This window comes from Candidatus Rokuibacteriota bacterium, from assembly GCA_016209385.1.
Classification (GTDB): Bacteria; Methylomirabilota; Methylomirabilia; order Rokubacteriales; family CSP1-6; genus JACQWB01.
Window position 1 is genome coordinate 50,792 of the sequence record JACQWB010000265.1, and the last position, 17,273, is coordinate 68,064.

At 67.4% G+C, this 17,273-nt stretch carries 17 protein-coding genes; all 17 read right to left on the bottom strand.

What is annotated here, in order from left to right; all coding sequences use genetic code 11:
• Positions 1-9: 9 nt before the first annotated feature.
• The 17 genes from HY726_20010 to HY726_20090 all read right to left on the bottom strand — a co-directional run bounded on the left by HY726_20010 (position 10) and on the right by HY726_20090 (position 17,256).
• Entirely contained in the window at positions 10-453 is a 444-nt protein-coding gene (locus HY726_20010) for a lasso peptide biosynthesis B2 protein (protein MBI4611281.1), read from the bottom strand.
• Positions 437-736 carry a PqqD family protein gene (locus HY726_20015; GenBank protein MBI4611282.1) on the bottom strand — a complete coding sequence of 100 codons (300 nt, stop codon included), beginning with the start codon at positions 734-736 and terminating at the stop codon, positions 437-439. Before HY726_20015 ends, HY726_20010 begins: the two co-directional genes overlap by 17 nt.
• Entirely contained in the window at positions 736-1,887 is a 1,152-nt protein-coding gene (locus tag HY726_20020) for an undecaprenyl/decaprenyl-phosphate alpha-N-acetylglucosaminyl 1-phosphate transferase (GenBank protein ID MBI4611283.1), read from the bottom strand. The genes HY726_20015 and HY726_20020 overlap by 1 nt, the downstream gene beginning before the upstream one ends.
• Complete coding sequence (locus tag HY726_20025; protein ID MBI4611284.1) at positions 1,884-2,900, bottom strand: DegT/DnrJ/EryC1/StrS family aminotransferase; 1,017 nt, start codon at positions 2,898-2,900, stop codon at positions 1,884-1,886. Before HY726_20025 ends, HY726_20020 begins: the two co-directional genes overlap by 4 nt.
• 40 nt (positions 2,901-2,940) lie before the next feature.
• A complete protein-coding gene (locus HY726_20030; GenBank protein ID MBI4611285.1) occupies positions 2,941-3,558 on the bottom strand; it encodes a PIG-L family deacetylase in 618 nt (205 codons plus the stop codon).
• On the bottom strand, positions 3,555-4,250 hold the full coding sequence (locus tag HY726_20035; protein MBI4611286.1) for a WbqC family protein: 696 nt from the start codon (positions 4,248-4,250) through the stop codon (positions 3,555-3,557). Before HY726_20035 ends, HY726_20030 begins: the two co-directional genes overlap by 4 nt.
• Entirely contained in the window at positions 4,247-5,713 is a 1,467-nt protein-coding gene (locus HY726_20040) for a hypothetical protein (protein MBI4611287.1), read from the bottom strand. Before HY726_20040 ends, HY726_20035 begins: the two co-directional genes overlap by 4 nt.
• A complete protein-coding gene (locus tag HY726_20045; protein MBI4611288.1) occupies positions 5,710-6,927 on the bottom strand; it encodes a glycosyltransferase family 4 protein in 1,218 nt (405 codons plus the stop codon). Before HY726_20045 ends, HY726_20040 begins: the two co-directional genes overlap by 4 nt.
• A gap of 209 nt (positions 6,928-7,136) precedes the next feature.
• Positions 7,137-8,357 carry a glycosyltransferase family 4 protein gene (locus HY726_20050; GenBank protein MBI4611289.1) on the bottom strand — a complete coding sequence of 407 codons (1,221 nt, stop codon included), beginning with the start codon at positions 8,355-8,357 and terminating at the stop codon, positions 7,137-7,139.
• Complete coding sequence (locus HY726_20055) at positions 8,354-9,484, bottom strand: glycosyltransferase family 4 protein (GenBank protein MBI4611290.1); 1,131 nt, start codon at positions 9,482-9,484, stop codon at positions 8,354-8,356. Before HY726_20055 ends, HY726_20050 begins: the two co-directional genes overlap by 4 nt.
• Positions 9,481-11,376, bottom strand: coding sequence for an asparagine synthase (glutamine-hydrolyzing) (asnB, locus tag HY726_20060; GenBank protein MBI4611291.1), 1,896 nt, complete (start codon positions 11,374-11,376; stop codon positions 9,481-9,483). The genes HY726_20055 and asnB overlap by 4 nt, the downstream gene beginning before the upstream one ends.
• On the bottom strand, positions 11,325-12,833 hold the full coding sequence (locus HY726_20065) for a flippase (GenBank protein MBI4611292.1): 1,509 nt from the start codon (positions 12,831-12,833) through the stop codon (positions 11,325-11,327). Before HY726_20065 ends, asnB begins: the two co-directional genes overlap by 52 nt.
• Positions 12,830-13,729, bottom strand: coding sequence for a glycosyltransferase (locus tag HY726_20070; GenBank protein MBI4611293.1), 900 nt, complete (start codon positions 13,727-13,729; stop codon positions 12,830-12,832). Before HY726_20070 ends, HY726_20065 begins: the two co-directional genes overlap by 4 nt.
• A gap of 5 nt (positions 13,730-13,734) precedes the next feature.
• Complete coding sequence (locus HY726_20075; GenBank protein ID MBI4611294.1) at positions 13,735-14,427, bottom strand: methyltransferase domain-containing protein; 693 nt, start codon at positions 14,425-14,427, stop codon at positions 13,735-13,737.
• Positions 14,428-14,433: 6 nt separating this feature from the next.
• The gene (locus tag HY726_20080; GenBank protein MBI4611295.1) at positions 14,434-15,669 is read right to left on the bottom strand and encodes a glycosyltransferase family 4 protein; all 1,236 of its coding nucleotides are present in this window, start codon (positions 15,667-15,669) and stop codon (positions 14,434-14,436) included.
• A complete protein-coding gene (locus tag HY726_20085) occupies positions 15,651-16,499 on the bottom strand; it encodes an FkbM family methyltransferase (protein ID MBI4611296.1) in 849 nt (282 codons plus the stop codon). The genes HY726_20080 and HY726_20085 overlap by 19 nt, the downstream gene beginning before the upstream one ends.
• Positions 16,486-17,256 (bottom strand): CDP-alcohol phosphatidyltransferase family protein, encoded by a 771-nt coding sequence (locus HY726_20090; GenBank protein ID MBI4611297.1) that lies wholly within the window; start codon positions 17,254-17,256, stop codon positions 16,486-16,488. Before HY726_20090 ends, HY726_20085 begins: the two co-directional genes overlap by 14 nt.
• Between the last annotated feature and the right edge of the window lie 17 nt (positions 17,257-17,273).

Genomic DNA, 17,273 nt, shown 5'->3' on the forward strand with positions numbered 1-17,273 from the left:
CTCACTGGCTCACCGCGAATGGAACAGCGGCTCATATCGCCCGGCCTCCTGACCGCCGAGGATCGGCTCGCCGGCGTAATCGAGCCAGGCGTGTGCCCTGAGCTTCCCCTCCTCGCGCGACACGCCGATCCGCAAGGCTGTCGGGATGCCCCACCGCCCGAGGAGCCACGAGAGGACGAGCGCCTTTTTCAGGCAGGTGGGGTTGACCGGCGCGTACCGGCCGGCAACCTCCACGAGCCAGACCACGCGAGCCAGGGATGCGGGGCGGCCCGAGGCCGGGGTCGCACCCGTCGTGCGGGAGAGCTTCCGGTGGAGCCCCAGCAGCCGCTTGAAGCTCAGGACTCTCAGCGCCAGCTCCACGAGGAGAAAGAGCCCCCAGGCCTCGGCGAGGATGGCCCGCTCGCCGGGAGGGAGCCGGAATAAATTCCGCAGCCGCTCACTCAACGATTTCAACTAAGTCGTTCTCCCGCAGTCGCGTGATGAACTGGAGCAGATCGTCCGTGCAGCGTGGCTCCGCGACCGCGTACTCCTCCAGGAGCGCGTCACGCACCGCGCGCAGCGAGGCGTGCTCCCGGACGAGTTGCCAGATCCGCGTACCGGCCGGATCCAGGCCGAAGTAGACGCCGGTCTCGAGATTGAGGATGACGATCTCGCCCCCCAGATCGTGAAAGACGACGTCGTCTCGGATCCGGACTCGAGATGCGAGCGACAGTTCTCTCGCCAGCGCGGCACTCATCACAATAGCCTCCCCTTTCGCTCCAGGATCGTGAGGATCAGGAAGATGCTGAGGGCCTGGCAGAGCAGCAGGAAGGCGGAGAGCGCGGACGCCATCAGGAGGACCGTCGCCCCCACGCTGAGGCAGATGCTCAGCGCGTAGATCAACAGCACCGCGTGCTCTCGCCGCCCCAAGAGGTGCTCCATGCGGTGGTGGAGGTGGTCCCGCCCCACGTACTCGATCCATCCCCGGACGCCCTTCACCTTCCCCGAGACCACGCGATCCACGGTGATGTAGATCATGTCGTAGATGAACACGCCAAAGATGAGAATCGGCGCGGCCAGGTCCACGATCGTGTTCTCGGCCCACTCTCCCATCACGGCCAGCGACGCCAGCACGAACCCCAGGAAATTGGCCCCGGCGTCTCCCAGGAAGATCGTGGCGCGATCGCCCGGACGGAAATTGTAGGGGAGGAACCCGAGGGTGCTCCCGAGCAGAGCCGCCGCGACCCATCCGAGGAACACCTGCTGGCTCTGGTAGGCGATGATCCCCAGGAAGAAGGCGGCGATGGCGGCCAGGCCGGGAGCCAGGCCGTCCATCCCGTCCAGGAAGTTCATGGCGTTGGTGAGCCCCACGATCCAGAGGATGGTCAGGAAGATATTCAGCGCCTGCCCCCAGAGGGCACGGGTCGGAAACAGCGTCAGCGAGATCCCCGAGGCGATGACGATCCCTGTCGCGAGCAGCATGATGGCCAGCTTGAAGACAGCAGGGAGCGGGCGGACGTCGTCGACGCGGCTGATACAGATCACCAGTGTCCCGCCGGTCAGCAACCCCCAGAGGGCCGGCGTCAGGATCGAGTTCGCCAGCAGGCTGATCAGGAAGGCGAGATAGATCGCGACCCCGCCCAGCAGCGGAATCGGCTCGCCGTGGAGCTTCCGCGAATCCGGCCGGTCAACGATCCCCATCGCCAGCGCGAAGGCTCGAACCGGCCTGACCAAGAGGAAGGAGAGGAGGAACGAGAACAGGACGATGTAGAGCCACCTCAACCCTTCCTGGAAGAAGAAGCTCTTCACCGGGAAAAGGAAGAGCAGGAGCAACACGACGACGCCCAGGAGATACAGGAGCTGCCCCGCCGGGAGGGAGATCGTCGAGACACGAATGGCGGATCTCACCGGAAGCTCTCGAGCGCGGCTGCCACGACGCGCTCGATCTCCGCGTCCGTGAGGGAGGGATAGAGGGGAAGGGAGACAGCCTTCTCCCAGGCTTCTTCAGCGCCGGGAAATCCTCCCAGGCCGAGATACCAGTGAAGCGGTCGAAACACCGGTTGCCGCGCCTCCACGCCGCAGGTCTGAAGCCGGGCGAGGTAGTGGTCCGCGTCCCATGGCCCCTTGACCACGTAGCGGTAGTAGATCCGCGCTCGATCCTGAGGCGCGGCGGGAGGCTTCAGGTTCAGCGCGTGAAGCTGCTCGGCATAGAAGGACGCGATCGCCTCCCGCCGCTTGAGGAACTCGGGCAGCCGCTCGAGCTGAGCGAGCCCCAGGGCGGCCTGAAGGTCGGTCAGCTTGTAGTTGAAGCGCGGTCGGTCAGCGTCCTTTTGGTCGTACGCTCTGAGATCCCGCGCCATCGCCAAGATCCGCTCGTCGTTCGAGAGGAGCATCCCGCCTTCCCCGGTGGTGATGACCTTTGTGGCATAGAAGGAGAAGACCGAGGCTTCCCCGATACTTCCCACCGGCTCTCCCCGGTAGAACGCCCCCAGAGCATGCGCCGCCGCCTCGATGACGGGGAGCCCCAACGCCTTCAGCTCATCGAGGTCGGCGGGCAGGCCGAAGGAGTGGACCACGATCAGCGCCTTGGCCCTGGCCGAGCGCGCCTTGCGCGCCGCCGCCGGGTCTATGTTGAAGCTCTCGGGATCCGAGTCGACGAGGCGCGGGGCCGCCCGGACAGCTCTGACAGCGTGGAGCAGGGCCGAGCACGCGTAGGTTGGAAGGAGGACCTCGTCCCCGTCGCCGATGTTCAGCGCGAGCAGCGCGAGGTGAAGGGCTGCCGTCCCCGAGCTGCAGGCCACCGCGCCGCGAACCCCGACCAGCCGCGCCACCTCCCGCTCGAACGCGGCGACGCGGGCCCCCTGAGCGATGGAGCCGGACCTGACCACCTGGGCGAGGGCGTGAGCCTCGGCCTCGCCCAATGTGGGCCGCGAGTGAGAGATGGGAGCCCGTGTTGGCACGTCAGTCACCATTGAGGAAGAGGCGCAAGGGCACGAAGCCCTCCGCGTTGCGGACCCTCCCCTGGATCCCGCGGAAGTGGGCGGCCGCCCGGGCCAGATCCAGGATGATGAGGCCCTCGACGCCCGTCTTCGCGACCTGGGAGGCATGGGCGCCCAGGGCCGCCAGCTTCTGCTCCAGCACAGCGTCGATATCGACGAAGACCGAGGGGGTGAAGTTGGCCGTGGTCGGGCCTTCGTAGAGCAGGACGTTGCGCGCATACCGGGAGGCCGTGACGACCGAGGTGGAGAGGTGCCGGTGGTCCTGATGGGTATCGTCACCGAAGTGCGCGAAGATCAGGTCCGGCTTGACGCGGTGAAGGAACCCCTCCACCTTCTGGATGAGGTCGCGATCCAGGGCGACCTCGGTGTCCGCGTAGCCGCCCCAGAAGATCTCCTGAGCTCCGAGCAGCTTCGCGGCCGCCTCCTGCTCCCGCCGTCGCTCCATCGCGTCCCCTCCCTGTGCGCCGTCCGTGAGGACCAGGAGGTGGACATCATGACCCTTCAGCGCGTACTTGATGAGAGCCCCACCGCAGCCGAACTCGATGTCATCCGGATGGGCACCGATCGCGAGGATGTTCAACCGACTCCCCTCCCTTGCCTGAGAACAGAAAGACTCTGCGAACCGCAGTTGAACAACAGGTCCACGACAGAAAGGTTCGGCTCGAAGGGCCCGAATCGCTGGGGATACGCCGGACATCGAAAGTCCTGGAAGGCGAGCCGGATCCCCGCGTCGGCGAAGCGCTGGCGGTCCAGGTAGTCCAGCCCCCCGCATCCGGAGAGATAGGTGTCCCCCCCGAGAGCCTGACAGATCGCGATCAGCCGCTCGGTCTTCCCCTCCGCTTCACGAAGCGCCAGGGAAGAAGCCGGGACCAGCTTCGTCTGGATCCCGAGCGCGTCGACCAGATACCCGAGGGTCTCGAGGGCCAGATCGATGAGCTGCGCCCACTGCCGGGAATAGACCTCCTCGAAGAACGCCCGGTGGGTTTCGAAGAACGGGGCGGCTGCGTAATTCAGGACCAGCGCCTGGAGGTGCTTCCGCGACCAGCGTGCGCGGTTGTTCACCCCGACCTCGGAAATCGCCTGGGGGAAGCGATGAAGGACGGGCACGGTGAGCCACTGCCAGCCGGCGGCTGTCTTGATCCGGTTCCGGTTCTGCCACTCGTTCTTCTTGAACTGGACATGGTCGAGGAGCACGAAGCAGTCGGCTCGATCCATCTTGTCGAAGTAGCCCAGCCAGGGCAGGTACTGGGGCTGGTGCACCGCCACCTTCATGCGCGCCTCCGGACGAAAATCGGATTGGAGAGGAGCCGGTGGGGTTTCTTGATGTCGATCCTGAAGAACTCGCGGCTCCCCGGCGCGGGCGGGGTCGCCTGCACGACCGTCTGGAACGGGGTCCTGCTCTCGAGGACCGAGAGCACTCGGCCGGAGCGGATCAGCCTCAGGGTGAAGGGCACCTCCCGCCCGTCGCTGGCGGCGATCCGGAGGCTGACCAGCACGGGCCCTCGCCCGTGGGCTTCCAGCTCCCCTCCCATCGGCGTCCGCACGCGGCCGTCCTGGCCAACGGAGAAGTCCTCGAGCACGAGCGAGTACTCGGGCACCGGCGTGACGGCGTAGTGCCGCCCCGCCCTGAGGGCCGAGAGGACACCCTCCCGAGAGCGTTCACGAACCAGGAAGATCGTCAGGACGTCGCCGAGCTGCTTCGCGGGGCCGTGGTAGCCCAGCTCGCCGATTCCCCAGGCTGGTCGAGTCCGGCGTCCCTGAGCGTACTCCAGGAGGAGCCGGTCCCAGTGCCGCCCTGGCTCTGTGAAGGTCACGTGGTCACCGTAGAGAGCCCCGAATCCCGTGTACCCGTGGCTCTGGAGCAGCGCCTCCGGGTACGGGTCGGTCCGGACCACCACCTGCCCCAGCCGGCCCATGTCGATGCGCTCGAAGTCCCGCGCCTCGGGAAAGGACCAGAGGACGGCCCCGCCCCGGGATTCGGCGTATTCGATCACACGCTGGTACGGCCCGATCCCCAGGCTCCCCTGGTACGCGTTGAGCTCCGAACCGGCGAAGGCCTCGAGCACGAGGAGCACGCCGAGCCCGATGGCCGACCATCCAGCCAGGCGGTACCGCGCCGGGACTTTGAGGGTGAAACGGGTCAGCCTGATCTCTCGGGCTCGCCGCGCTGTCAGCAAGCGAAGCCCGCAGCCGATCACCCCGACGGCCAAGGACAGCTTGAACACGCCCGCCCACCCGAACCCTGAAGCGCTCCCGTTTCCAATGGCCGGGATCTGCTCGTGGCTTTCGGCGCTGGAAAGGCCGACCACCAGGAGGTTCTTCTGGACATCCCACAGGGTGAGATCTCCGCGCAGCGGGGAGCCGGTCCAGTAGTAGTGGGGGATGACTTCGACGCCGGGGATCAGGATCACGTCGGGAAACCTCGCCTGGGCCGCCTCGACAGAGCGGAGCCACTGCCCGTTCCCAAGCCCCAGGACGGAAGGCCTTTCCACGACCTTCTTGACGAGGCCCCGGAAAGGAAAGAGGCCGTACTCGAACCGGAGGACGAAGTTCTCGGACAAGATCACGGCCCCGATCCCTTCCCGTCGCGCCGCTTCAACGACCTCATCCAGGGAGCGGGAGCCGGTGGAGGCGGTCGTGTGAACATGGACCACGCCCTTCACCTGAAGGAGTGCGGTCTCGGCTTCCCCTGCCAGGAAGACGACCCCAAGGCCGGCGAGGATGAGCGCCTTCATCGCGTCGGCTCCGCGCGGTCAAGCAGCCCGCGGTAGAGGTCCTCGATCCTCTCAAGCATGACCCCGACGCTATAGCCGGCCGCCCGCTTACTGCCCGCGCTGGCGAGCCTCAGCCTGAGCGCCGGATCGAGAAGGAGGACCTCGATGCCCCTGACCAGGGCCGCTGCGCTGCCGGCTTCGACAAGTAGCCCTGCCTCGCCGTCCCCCAGGATGTCAGGGATCCCGCCGGTCCGCGACGCGACAATGGGCAGGCCGGCCGCCATGGCCTCCACCAATGCCCTGCCCATCCCCTCGTTGAGTGACGGGAGGACGAAGAGGTCGAAGGCATGCAGGAGGACGGAGGGGTCATCCCGCCAACCCAGGAAGAGCACCCGATCCGCCACGCCCCAGCGTTGGGCGAGACTGCGGAGGGCAGCAGTCAGCTCTCCGTCACCCACGAGGGCCAGGGAGAGCGCTGGGAACCGCGGGGCGAGTCGTACAAACGCCTCAAGCAGGTGGATATGTCCCTTGACAGGCTCGAGTCGTCCGACAGACCCGATCAGGAATGCGTCATCGGGAACCCCGAGGGAGGCGCGGATCCCTGAACGCCGGGAGCGGAGCGATTCGGTGCCGAACCGTTCGATGTCGACCCCGCTGGGGATGCTGACGAACTGTCCGGGCTTCCCGATCTTCAGCGCCAGATGATCCCGGATCTCCTGCTCCGTCAGCCCGATGATCCGATCGGTGAAGGTTGCGGCCCAGCGCTCCAGGAGGATGAAGAGTCTGGTCAGCATCCTTCCGGCGTAACCCGTAAAGACGTGGCCGTGCGGGGTGTGAACGAGATGGGGAACCCCGGCCAGCCGCGCCGCGACCCTCCCCAGGATTCCGGCCTTCGACGAATGGGTGTGGACGATGTCGAACCTCCCCCGCCGGATGAGCCGGCAGATCTTCACGAGTGCCACTAGGTCCTTCAGGGGCGAGATATGGCGCACCAGCTCGCCGACTTCTGTCATCTCCACCTTTCCCCGAAGCTCCCGGGCCTCGGGCGGCAACTCCCGTGTCGCGCCGTAGATCAGGCTCGACCGGAAGGGCGACGAGAGGCCAGCCACGGTCAGGAGCGTGTTCGTGGTCGAGCCTCCCGGGTCCAGGCGGGTGATGAGGTGGAGAACCCGCACCACGGGGGTTCCCAGCCTCCCCGCCCGGTCCTCGAGGCCCCTTTCCAGTGTCTCCAGCATCGAGAGATCCTCGGAGGGGGGCTCCGCCCCCCTTCCGAACCTCCCCCAGAGGTTGCGCGGGCCAAGCCCGCGCTCGGAGCGCTTCGGCCGTGTCCAGGTGGACGATTGGAGCATTCGAGTGGAGCTTTCCAGCACCCTGCTCTAGTCCCTCTGGCTATCGCCGGGCTGCCCGTATCGGGGCGCGTAGCAGCCGAGCGTCGTGATAGGGATCACGCCCCGCACCTGGTCTTCTCCTCGACGCGATCGATCAGGTCGAGAAGCTCTTGTTCCAGCCGGTCGATGATCCGATCCCAGCCGAAGCAGGCTGAGGCGTAGATCCGGCAGCGCTTCCGCAGGGCCTCATAGCGCTGGGGATCAGCCCGGAACTGTCGGAGGTGGCCTCGAATTCCCTGGGCGATGGCCTCAGGGCGGGTTCCCCCGAACACCAGATCGGGCTCGAGCCCTCCGAGGACTTCGGGGATCGCCCCCACCGGGGTCCCCAGGACCGGCGTCCCACAGGCGAGGGCCTCCACCGCCACCAGGCCGAATCCTTCCAGCTCCTTCGATGGGAGGACGAAGAAGTCCGCCGCCTGGTAGAGCAACGGGAGCCGCTCTTCGGGCACGTACCCCTCGAACCGGACGGCCCGCTCCAGACCCAACCGGTGGGCGAGGTCCCTGAGAGCGCCTTCGATCGGACCCTCGCCCCCAACGATCAGGATGACATCGTCCAGGGTCTTGACGACGCTCTGCATCGCCTGCAGGAGATGATCAAGCCCCATCCGCGGTTCCAGGTTCCGGATCGTGAGGAGCACGGGGCTCCGGAGAGGCAGCCCGAGCATTTCCTTCACCGCGAGCCGGTCGTGGACGGGCCTGAACTGATCGAGGTCAACGCCGCCTGGCACGATGGCCGCCCGGCCGTTGAGCCCGCGATGCTCCGCCTCGAGCCGACCCGCCATGAAGCGGCTCAGCACGAAAATCCGGCGGCAGGCCTTTAACACGAACCGCTCGACGCTCCGCCGGAGGAGCCTCCCGCCCGCATGAAGATTCAAGTATGAGCTGCGGGATTTCCCATCGGGAACCCGAGCCGCGTACTCCTCGCCCCACGGCGAGAGGAACACACACGCCTTCGGGAGGTGGCGGCTTCCCGGCGCCAGGAGTACGCCGAGGCCGGAAAGGGGCTGGTGGAAGATGAGGACATCGAAGCGGACGTGGCGGGCGAGGATCCGAAAGAGGCGGAAGGACCCCAAGCAGGAGCGAAGTGATCGCCGGTAGCGGTAGACCCGCACCCCTCCGATCTCTTCGACGGCGTTTCCCCGGCCGTCACGGGTTCCGGCGATGAGGTACACGCTGTGACCCCGTTTGGCCAGGCCCTGGCAATGGCCAGCGAGCAGTCGCTCCGCGCCGCTTCTCCCTGTCATCAGGTCAACGTCCGAGACCACCAGGACATTCACCGGGCTTCCTTCTCCAAAAGCGTGGTGTAGAATGCTTCGACCTCGTCGACCATCCGCTCGACGGTGAACCGATCCTCAATCAGTTTCCGGCCCGCCCCTCCTAGCCGACGTGCCAGCTCGGGATCCTTCACGAGCGAGACGATCGCGTCGGCCAGGGCGACGGGATCCCGAGGGCGCACGAGGAGCCCGGCGCCCCCGTGCTGGACGACCTCGGCGACGCCGTCGATCCTGGTCGCCACAACGGGCCGGGCCATGGCCAGAGCCTCGAGCAGGACCCGCGGGAGTCCCTCGAGGATCGAGGGGAGCGCGAAGACATCCATCAGGGACAGGAGGTGGGGGACGTCCTCCCGAAACCCGGCGAAGCGACACGCGTGAAGGCCCAGCTCGCGGCTCAACCCTTCCAGGCTCCGCCGGAACGGCCCGTCCCCCACGATCAGGACCTGGACGTTGGGAATCGACCTCTGCGCCAGCGACGCGGCCTGGAGAAAGACGTGCTGGGCCTTCTGGTAGACCAGCCTGCCGATGGTCCCCACCACCGGCGCTCCGGGCTCCAGTGCCAGCTCTCGCCTCAACCCGAATCCGTTCTGGCCCTCCGGGCTGAAGGCCTCAAGCTCGACACCGCTGTAGATCCTCCTCACCTTCGCCTCGGGGATCCGGTGGCCCTCGACCAGGGTCTTTCGCACCGCGTCGGAAACGGCGATGAAGCCATCGGTGAGCCGCTCTGTCAGCCGGATCACCCTTCGATAGAGCGCGCGCTTCAGCGCGGACACCTCGTAGCCGTCGACGAACATGGCCACCGTGGAGACGACCAGAGGTCTGCCGGCCAGCCTGGCAGCGATACGGGCAGCGAAGTCGGCGCGGGCGCCCATGCTGTGGACCAGGTCAACCTGCTCGTGCCGCATGATGGCGGAGAGACGGAGGATCCGCATGAGGCTCAGCTGCCGGCGGAAGTCCAGGGGCCGGATCGGAACCGCCATGGATTGGAGCCGCCTCCCCAGCAGACCGCCGGGGGCGCAGGCGAAGCGGATCTCGTAGCGGTCGCGCAATGCCTCCGCGAGCTGGGCAAAGCCTCGCTCGCCGCCCCCAAACTCCAGGTTGTCGATGACGTAGAGGATCTTCGCCTTCATCTCCGCGTCCGGTGCCACAGTTCCAGGACCAAGAGCTTCCAGAGAAGCGGCGACCAGTCGGCGCGCCGCTGCCGGTGAGCGTCCAGAAGCGCCTCCACGAACGGCGCCCGGAGATAGCCGCGGCCCCGCGCCGTCCCATCCAGGAGAAGGTCGGCGGCCATCTCCCTCAGGTCTTCACGGAGCCAGCGCGCCACCGGAGGGTCGAACCCCCGCTTCGGAAGGCTCAGGAGATCCGCCGGCAGGATCCCGCTGAGGGCTTTTTTCAAGATGAACTTGCGCCTGAGCCCGCGGAGCTTGAAGGAGCCGGGGATCCCGAAGGCGAATTCGACGAAGCGATGATCGAGAAACGGCGAGCGCGCCTCCAGGCCGTGGGCCATGGTGGCCATGTCCATCTTGTAGAGGAGGTCGTCAGGGAGGAAGCCGCTCGCGTCGGCAGCGAGCATCCGGTTCACCCTGTCCTCGATCGGGATGGCTCGGTAGCGCTCGGCCAGCAGGTCGGGCGGATTCCCGATGGCGGCCCTGAAGTCGGCCGTGTAGAGCTTCGCCCGCGCGGTCTCCTCGAGGGTGCCCGAGAGGACGGCGTAGCGCTCGGGGTGCGACAACGACGCTGACCGACAGATCGCCTGGAGGCTCGTGAGCCGCCGGGTCTCCGGGGCCAGGCGTCGGAGGAACGAGATGCTCCGATCCAGAAGGCCGTCGTGAAACGGCCGCGGCAGAACCCCGAGCCAGCCCGCCGCCCGGTTCTGCCAGTACTTTCCGTAACCGGCGAACGTCTCGTCTCCGCCATCGCCGTTCAGAGCCACGGTCACGTGCTCCCGCGCGAAGCGGGCCAGATACCACGTGGGGATGATCGACGGGTCTCCGAACGGCTCGTCCAGGTGGCAGACCAGCCGCGGCAGAAGACCGACGGCGTCGGGCTTGACGACCAGCTCGTGATGGGCTGTCCCGAAGGCCCGCGCCACGCGCCGCGCCCGTTCCAGGTCGTCGCCGTCGCCCTCGAAGCCCACCGCGAACGTCCTGACAGGCGCGGGGGAGACCTCCGCCATCAGGGCCACCACGGCGCTCGAGTCGATCCCACCGCTCAGGAAGGCTCCGACGGGCACATCGCTCGCCATCCTCAGCCGGACCGCCTCCTGCAGGCGCTGGACCAGCTCCTGGCAGAGCGCCTGCTCGTCGCCATCCTGGCCCGCCGAGGCTCCGACCTGCCAGTACGGCTTGATCCTCAGCATGTCTCCGCTCAGCAGCAAGAGGTGGGCCGGGGGGAGCTTTCGGATGGATCGGAAGATCGTCAGGGGATGCGGGATGTAGCGGTAGGAGAGGTAGTAGTGGAGGGCGAGCGGATCTACCTCCTGCGCCATCCCATCGGCGAGGATCGCCTTCATCTCGGAGGCAAACCGGAAGGTTCGGCCGTCGAAGGCGTAGAAGAGGGGCTTTTTCCCGAGCCGGTCGCGGGCGAGGAGCAGCCGGCGCCGTCGTCTGTCCCAGAGCGCGAAGGCGAACATCCCGCGAAGCCGCTCGACCGCTCCGGGGCCCTCCTCCTCGTAGAGGTGGACGAGGATCTCGGTGTCGGTCCGAGACCGGAACCGGTGCCCCTTCGTTTCCAGCTCGGCTCTGAGCTCGGGGAAGTTGTAGATCTCCCCGTTAAAGACGACCCAGATGCTGCCGTCCTCGTTCGCGAGGGGCTGCTGCCCCGCCGGCGAGAGGTCGAGAATGGCGAGCCGGCGGGCGGCGAGACCGAGCCCGCCGTCGAGGAGGACGGACTGATCATCGGGGCCGCGGTGGGCCAGGAGGCGCGCCATGCGCTCGAGCGCCTCCGGCTCGACCGGCTCGCCGCCGAGATTCAGCTTGCCGGCGATCCCGCACATAGCTTCGACCTGCTGATGAGACTCCACGCCTCGAGATCCTCGGCCTCAAGCCCCATGCGCCTGAGGAGGAACGGATAGAGGAGCCAGATCCCTCCCGCCGCGACGAGCCGCGGCACAGGTTTCTCGCCGACGAGAGGCGCGAGAACTAGCTGCAACGCCGCGACCACCAGGGCGACTAGGATGGGCTTGACGATGGCTCGGGTATAGGGCTGGAGCCCGGTGAACCGCCACGCCATCCAGACGTTGGCGAGGTTGCTCGACGCAATGGTCAGGCCGGTGGCGACGGCCGCGCCGAAGAGCCCGAACAGGGGGATCAGGGAGGCATTCAGCGCCAGGCCTAGCGCCCCGACCGCCAGTGACGAGTACAGCACTGCGTCAGATCTCCCAGCCATGAGGACCAGGTCCCCGGCCGACCCGGTGCCCGTCATGACCAGCGTCGCCACCGAGAGGATGAGAAGCGCGGGGGCCGCCTCCACGAAGCCCTGGCCGAAGAGCGCCAGGAGCGACTCGGCGTTCGTGACGGTGTAAAGGAAGAGCGGCACAGAGAGGATGAGCACCCAGCGCGTAGAGCGCTGGTAGAGCCGCCCCACCTCGGCGAGATCGCCCTGGCCGTCTAGCGCATAGATCTTCGGCGCGAACACGGCGCCGACCGCCGTCAGGAACATCGCGCCCAGGCCCGCCAGCCGGCCTACCGCGCCGTAGAGGCCTACCTCCGCTGTGCTCAGGTAGTAGCCGAGGAGGAGCGTGTCCGCCCACTGGAGGGCGAACCCCACCAGGTTGCTGACGAACAACGGGAGCGAAAAGGCCATGAGCGCGCCGAAACGGAACTCGAGGGAGGCACGGGAGAAGAGAGGGAAGGCGAACGAGAGCCAGATGATACCCACCAGCGCCGTCGTGACTGCGGCCAGGAGGTGCGAGGCGGCAGCCGCGACGAGGTGCCAGCCGAGCAGGCCCAGGCCCGCGAAAACCGCGATGCGCAGCAGTGGGTCGAGCAGGTACTGGATCACGGAGAGTGCGGCGGGCCGCCTCAGCGCCTGAAGAGTGCTCACCGAGAGCGTTGCCAGCGTGGTGAACGGAAGCGCGAGCGCAAATACGGGGAGCAGCCACGCGAGGTCGGACGCTTTAAACCAGGCGGCTGCTGAGGGTGTGAGCGCGAGAAGGCCTACACCCGCGAGGAGGCTTCCCCCCAGCCCGACCAGGCTCCCGCCCACAAACGTCCCCCTGACGCGCCCCAGGTCGCCCCGCCCCTCGGCCGTCGCCGATTCGCGGAGGACCCACCACCGGAGCCCCAGGTCTGCCAGAAGCGACGCAAACGTGAAGAGCGCTAGACCAAGGAGGAAGGCTCCGTACCCGACGGGGCCGAGGACGCGGCCGAGGAGGAGATGGTAGAAGAAGCTCAGGGCTCTCCCCACCAGCTGCCCGGCGAAGACGACCCCGGCTCCGATCAGGAGCTGAACGCTTTCCGGCGCACGTCCCGCGGTCATGATCGGCCTTCCCGGCGCCCGCCATTCGGCCGCAGCGTCTGGAGCCATAGGACATAGGCGCGCCAGAAGCTCCGGCAGTTCCTGATCGCGTGGCCGAATTCAGCGCGCGCGCGCCTCGGCTCGCACTTCGCGAGGAGGTGGAGCCCGTGGTGGTAATGGGCTGACGCGCGATATCGCCTGACCAGGCTCGCGTGCTGGGGAAATCGCACTGCCAGCTCCGCGGCCACGATGAGCCGATCCAGGACCATCCGCCCGTCCTGCCAGGCGTTCCGCGAGTGGTACCGAAGGCTGGCGAGGGGGAGGGGGAGGTAGCTGAACCGAAACTCGGCAGCAAGACGGACGAGTAACTCATAATCATCGCAGCCGTACAGCCGCTCGTCGAATCCGCCGACCTTTTTGAAGCACTCGTGGCGGATCATTGTCGTCATGATCGGAACCGCGACCCCGTGGCGCAGGAAGCGCTCCAGCAGCCATCCCTCCGGCTGCGGCCCGTCGAAGCGTCGGCCGATGATCCTGCCAGTTGCGTCGATGTGCTCGGCGTTGGTGTAGACCGCCCCGACCTGCGGGTCGTGGCTTAGCCGGGATACCTGAAGGGCGAGCTTGTCCGGATGCCAGAGGTCGTCCTGGTCGAGAATGCAGATGGCCTCCCCCTTCGCCTCCATCAACCCGCGGTTCCGCGCGCCGGGAATCCCCCGGTTCGGCTGCTCGACGTACCGGAGGCGCGGATCATTGAACGAGCGCACGATCTCGCCGGAGCGATCCGCGGAGCCGTCGTTGATCACGATCAGCTCGTGCTCGGTGTGGGATTGGGCGAGGACACTTCGGATCGTCTCGGCGATCCAGCGCTCGCCGTTGTAACAGGTCAGAATCACGCTCACCAACGCCGGGTCGGCCATATGCCTCACTCGTCCGGCTCGAGGCTGAAAACGAAGTGCACCGCGAAGAGCCCTGGCCACGCGCGAGCCACCCGCTCGGCCGCCAGCGTCATCAGCGCGGCGACCCTTCCGGGGCGGGCCCGCTGGCGCGCAGCCACACGGTTTCCCAGGGGCACGTCCCAGGCGATGCGTTCCGTGACCACGCGGTACCCACCGGCATGGCAGAGCGCCAGCGCTGATTCGTACGAAAAGAAGCGCAGGTGGGTCTCGTCCATGAGCCCAGTCGGTTCGTACCTAAACTCGCCGCGAACCAGGCGCAATCGCATCCGCCACGTCAGGAAATTCGGGATCGAGGCATACACGCGGCCACAGCGGCCCAGCTTCCCGCGGAGGGCCCGGAGGAGGCGCTCCGGCTCGCGCAGATGCTCGAGAATGTCCGAGCAGACGATCGCGGCGAATCCGTCAGGCAGTATCGCGACAATGTCCGGATCCTCCAGGTCGCCGACGATGACGTCGTCGCACACCTCTTTGGCCAGGGCGGCAAGGGCGGGATCGCGCTCGACGCCGACGACGTAGCAGCCGTTGGTCTTGAGCAGGGCAGCGATGCGGCCGCCAGCGCACCCCACGTCGAGGACGCGCACGCCGGCTGGAACGGCCCGCGCAATCATGACCTGCGGCCGCTTGAAGTCGTTTGGGGCGATCGGCTCCACGTACTTCACGCTCGTCTATCCTCCGATGGGGGCAGCCTGATGCGGGACCGCGGGCCGAGCCGCCTCGACAAGCTCGCGGCAGACCTCTTCGACCCGGGCGAGCACAACATCGCTGGCGTACAGGCGCATGGCCCGTTCGCGCGCCGCTTGCCCCGTTCCCGTGGCCAGCCGCGGGGCGTCGAGGAGCCGGACCATGCTCTGGGCCAGCTCCTGCGTGTCGCCCGGACGGACGAGGAAGCCGGCGTTCCCGATCGCCTCGGGGACGCCGCCGATCCAGCTCGCGATCACGGGGAGGGCCGAGGCCATCGCCTCCAGCACCACATACGGGAGGCCCTCGATCCTCAGGCTGGGAAAGAGGAACGCATCAGCCGCCTGGTAGTACGTCGGCATTCGGGTCGGAGCGACCGCACCGACGAAGCGGACCCGCTCGTTCGCCCCCAACGCACGGGCCTGCTGCACCAGCGCGGGACGGTAGGGCCCATCCCCGACGATCAGGAGGAACGGATGACGAGCCTTTGAACAGCATTGGGCGAACGCTTCAAGGCCGACCTGCAGCCCCTTCTGCTTCGTCAATACCGACGCCATCAGGAAGACGAAGGCGTCCGACGGCATCTCGTGGGCGCTGCGCACCTCGCGCCGCAGTGAGGGATCGGGCCTGAACCGATCGACGTCCACCCACGGGGGGAGCAGCCGGAGGGCTTCTTCGGGGACCCGGTACCAGCGCCGGATGAGCCCCATGACTCGCCGGTTGACAACGCCGAGCCTTCGGGCTCGCACGACAAGGGGACGCTCGCGGGCCAGCGCATAGTAGGTCAGCTCCGGAATTTTTATCGCGGGATACTTGAGGGCGCCCGTCGCTCCCTGGATCTGCCTGAACTCGCTCACCAGGTGGTCCAGGGTGAAGCCATGGAGGATCGGCAAGTGGGGCACGTGTCGGAGATATCCGTCCGACGCGCCGGCAAGGTCTTCGCTGACGACCAGATCAAAGGGCTGCTCGGCTTCGAGCCGTTCGAGGGCAACCGCGCTTTCCCGCCACCAGGAGCGGCTGTAGACACCGCTCCGCGTCCCGGGGAGGAAGTGGATCTCGACGCCATCCCGGCAGACGACCGCGGGCTGCCCGGGCAGCGAGGTGGTCACGACCACGACCTCGTGGGCGCGCTCGCAAAGGCCACGCGCAAGCTCCTCGGCGTGGACCTGGAGCCCACCCAGGCCATGGGCCAGCGTCTGTTTCGTCAGGAGGGCGATCCGCATAGGGTGTAGTTCCGCTCGCGCCTGTTCCCCGGTTCGGCAAGCACGTGGGCGATGGAGACGTTCGGAGGCTCGTCCAGATACCGTGGCCGGTACCCGCTCCGCCTGAGCGTGGAGAGCGTGAGCTGGTTTTCCGAGGGATCGCCATCGAGCTCAACGACGACGAGCGGGCGGTCCTCGGCGAGAACCCGTCGCATGCCGGCCAGCACCGCCGCCTCCGCACCCTCCACGTCGATCTTGACGAACCCGACACGGGTCCCGGTCGCCTCCAGGTAGGCGTCGAGCGCGGTGGCCGGTACCTCGATGCCGTCTCCGGGGCCGTGAACGATGGAGGCGCTCCCCGTGAGCAGATGCTCGCGGCGCCGGTAGAGACGAAGCGTGCCCGTCCGGTCCGTGACCGCCATCTGCTCCAGGGTCACATTGGCGTACTGGTTGAGACGCACGTTCTCCCGCAGGATCACGAAATTCTCGGGGAGCGGCTCGAAGGCGATGACCCGACCCTGGGCGCCCACGAGCTTTGCCAGGAGCAGCGTGAAGTAGCCCACGTTGGCCCCGACATCCACCGCCAGCCACCCGGGACGGATAACGGCCTGTACCGCCTGGACCACCTCGCGCTCGTAGGTGCCGAAGGCGTAGCTCGCCTGCATCCGCCAGTTCACGCGCATCCGGTGCCCTTCGAGAGGGCGGGCGAGCGGGACGACGGTGAGCTGCACGGGCGCGACGAGGTCGAGGAGGCGACGCACGGCTGGCCTGAGGGGCGAGTGCCACAGCCTCTCCCGCCAGGACGCCGGCAGCTTGTCCGCCATTCGAATCAGACGATCAATCGGCGCCATGCCAGTGTCCCGAAGCCTTTCCAGACCGCGCGCCAAGCCGCCAGGCCCGCCTGAGGTAGAGGGCCAGCACTGCGCCCAGGTCGAGAGCGCTCACGGCGAAGCTCACCAGCAGAAACGCCTCCGCCTGGCCGGCGAGGACGGCCAGGAGCAGGACGACGTCGTGCCCCTGGAGATCCGTGAGGTTGTAGTAGAGGCGGTAGTACCAGCGGCCCGCGTGCCCTGTCGCGTGCCGTGCGCGCTTGTCCTCCTCCCACACCTCCCCGAAACAGAGGTGGAAGCTCTGGCGAATCTGAGGGACCAGCAACTTCAGGATCGTGGTCGCGGCCCCGACTGCCAGAATGAATTCCCCTTGGCCCGACCCGGCCGCCCGCGCGAGGCCGATGCCGAGGGCAAAGTAGGGAAGGACGAAGGCGGGGGCCGCCAGGCCGTCGAGGAAGCGACCCAACGCGTTCGACGTCCCCCGGAGCCGGGCCAGGGCGCCGTCCACGCAGTCAAGGAGGCTGAAGAGGACGAGGAGGATGGACCCGGTCAGCAAGCCCGCGAACGACCCGTGAACCAGCAGGAGGAGGCTTGCCAGCGAAACCAGATAGGACAGCAGTGTCAGCTCGTTCGCTGTGACCCGGGCGGGGAGGAGCCAGCACACGAAGAGCGAGGCGGGCCGATAGATGTAGGCAATCGACGGGTAAGTTCGGTCCCAGCGGCGCTTCTCGTCCGAGTAACTGGCCAGAATCGTCTCCCATCGGCTTCTCGCCTTCATCGCCACTCGCTCCCGCG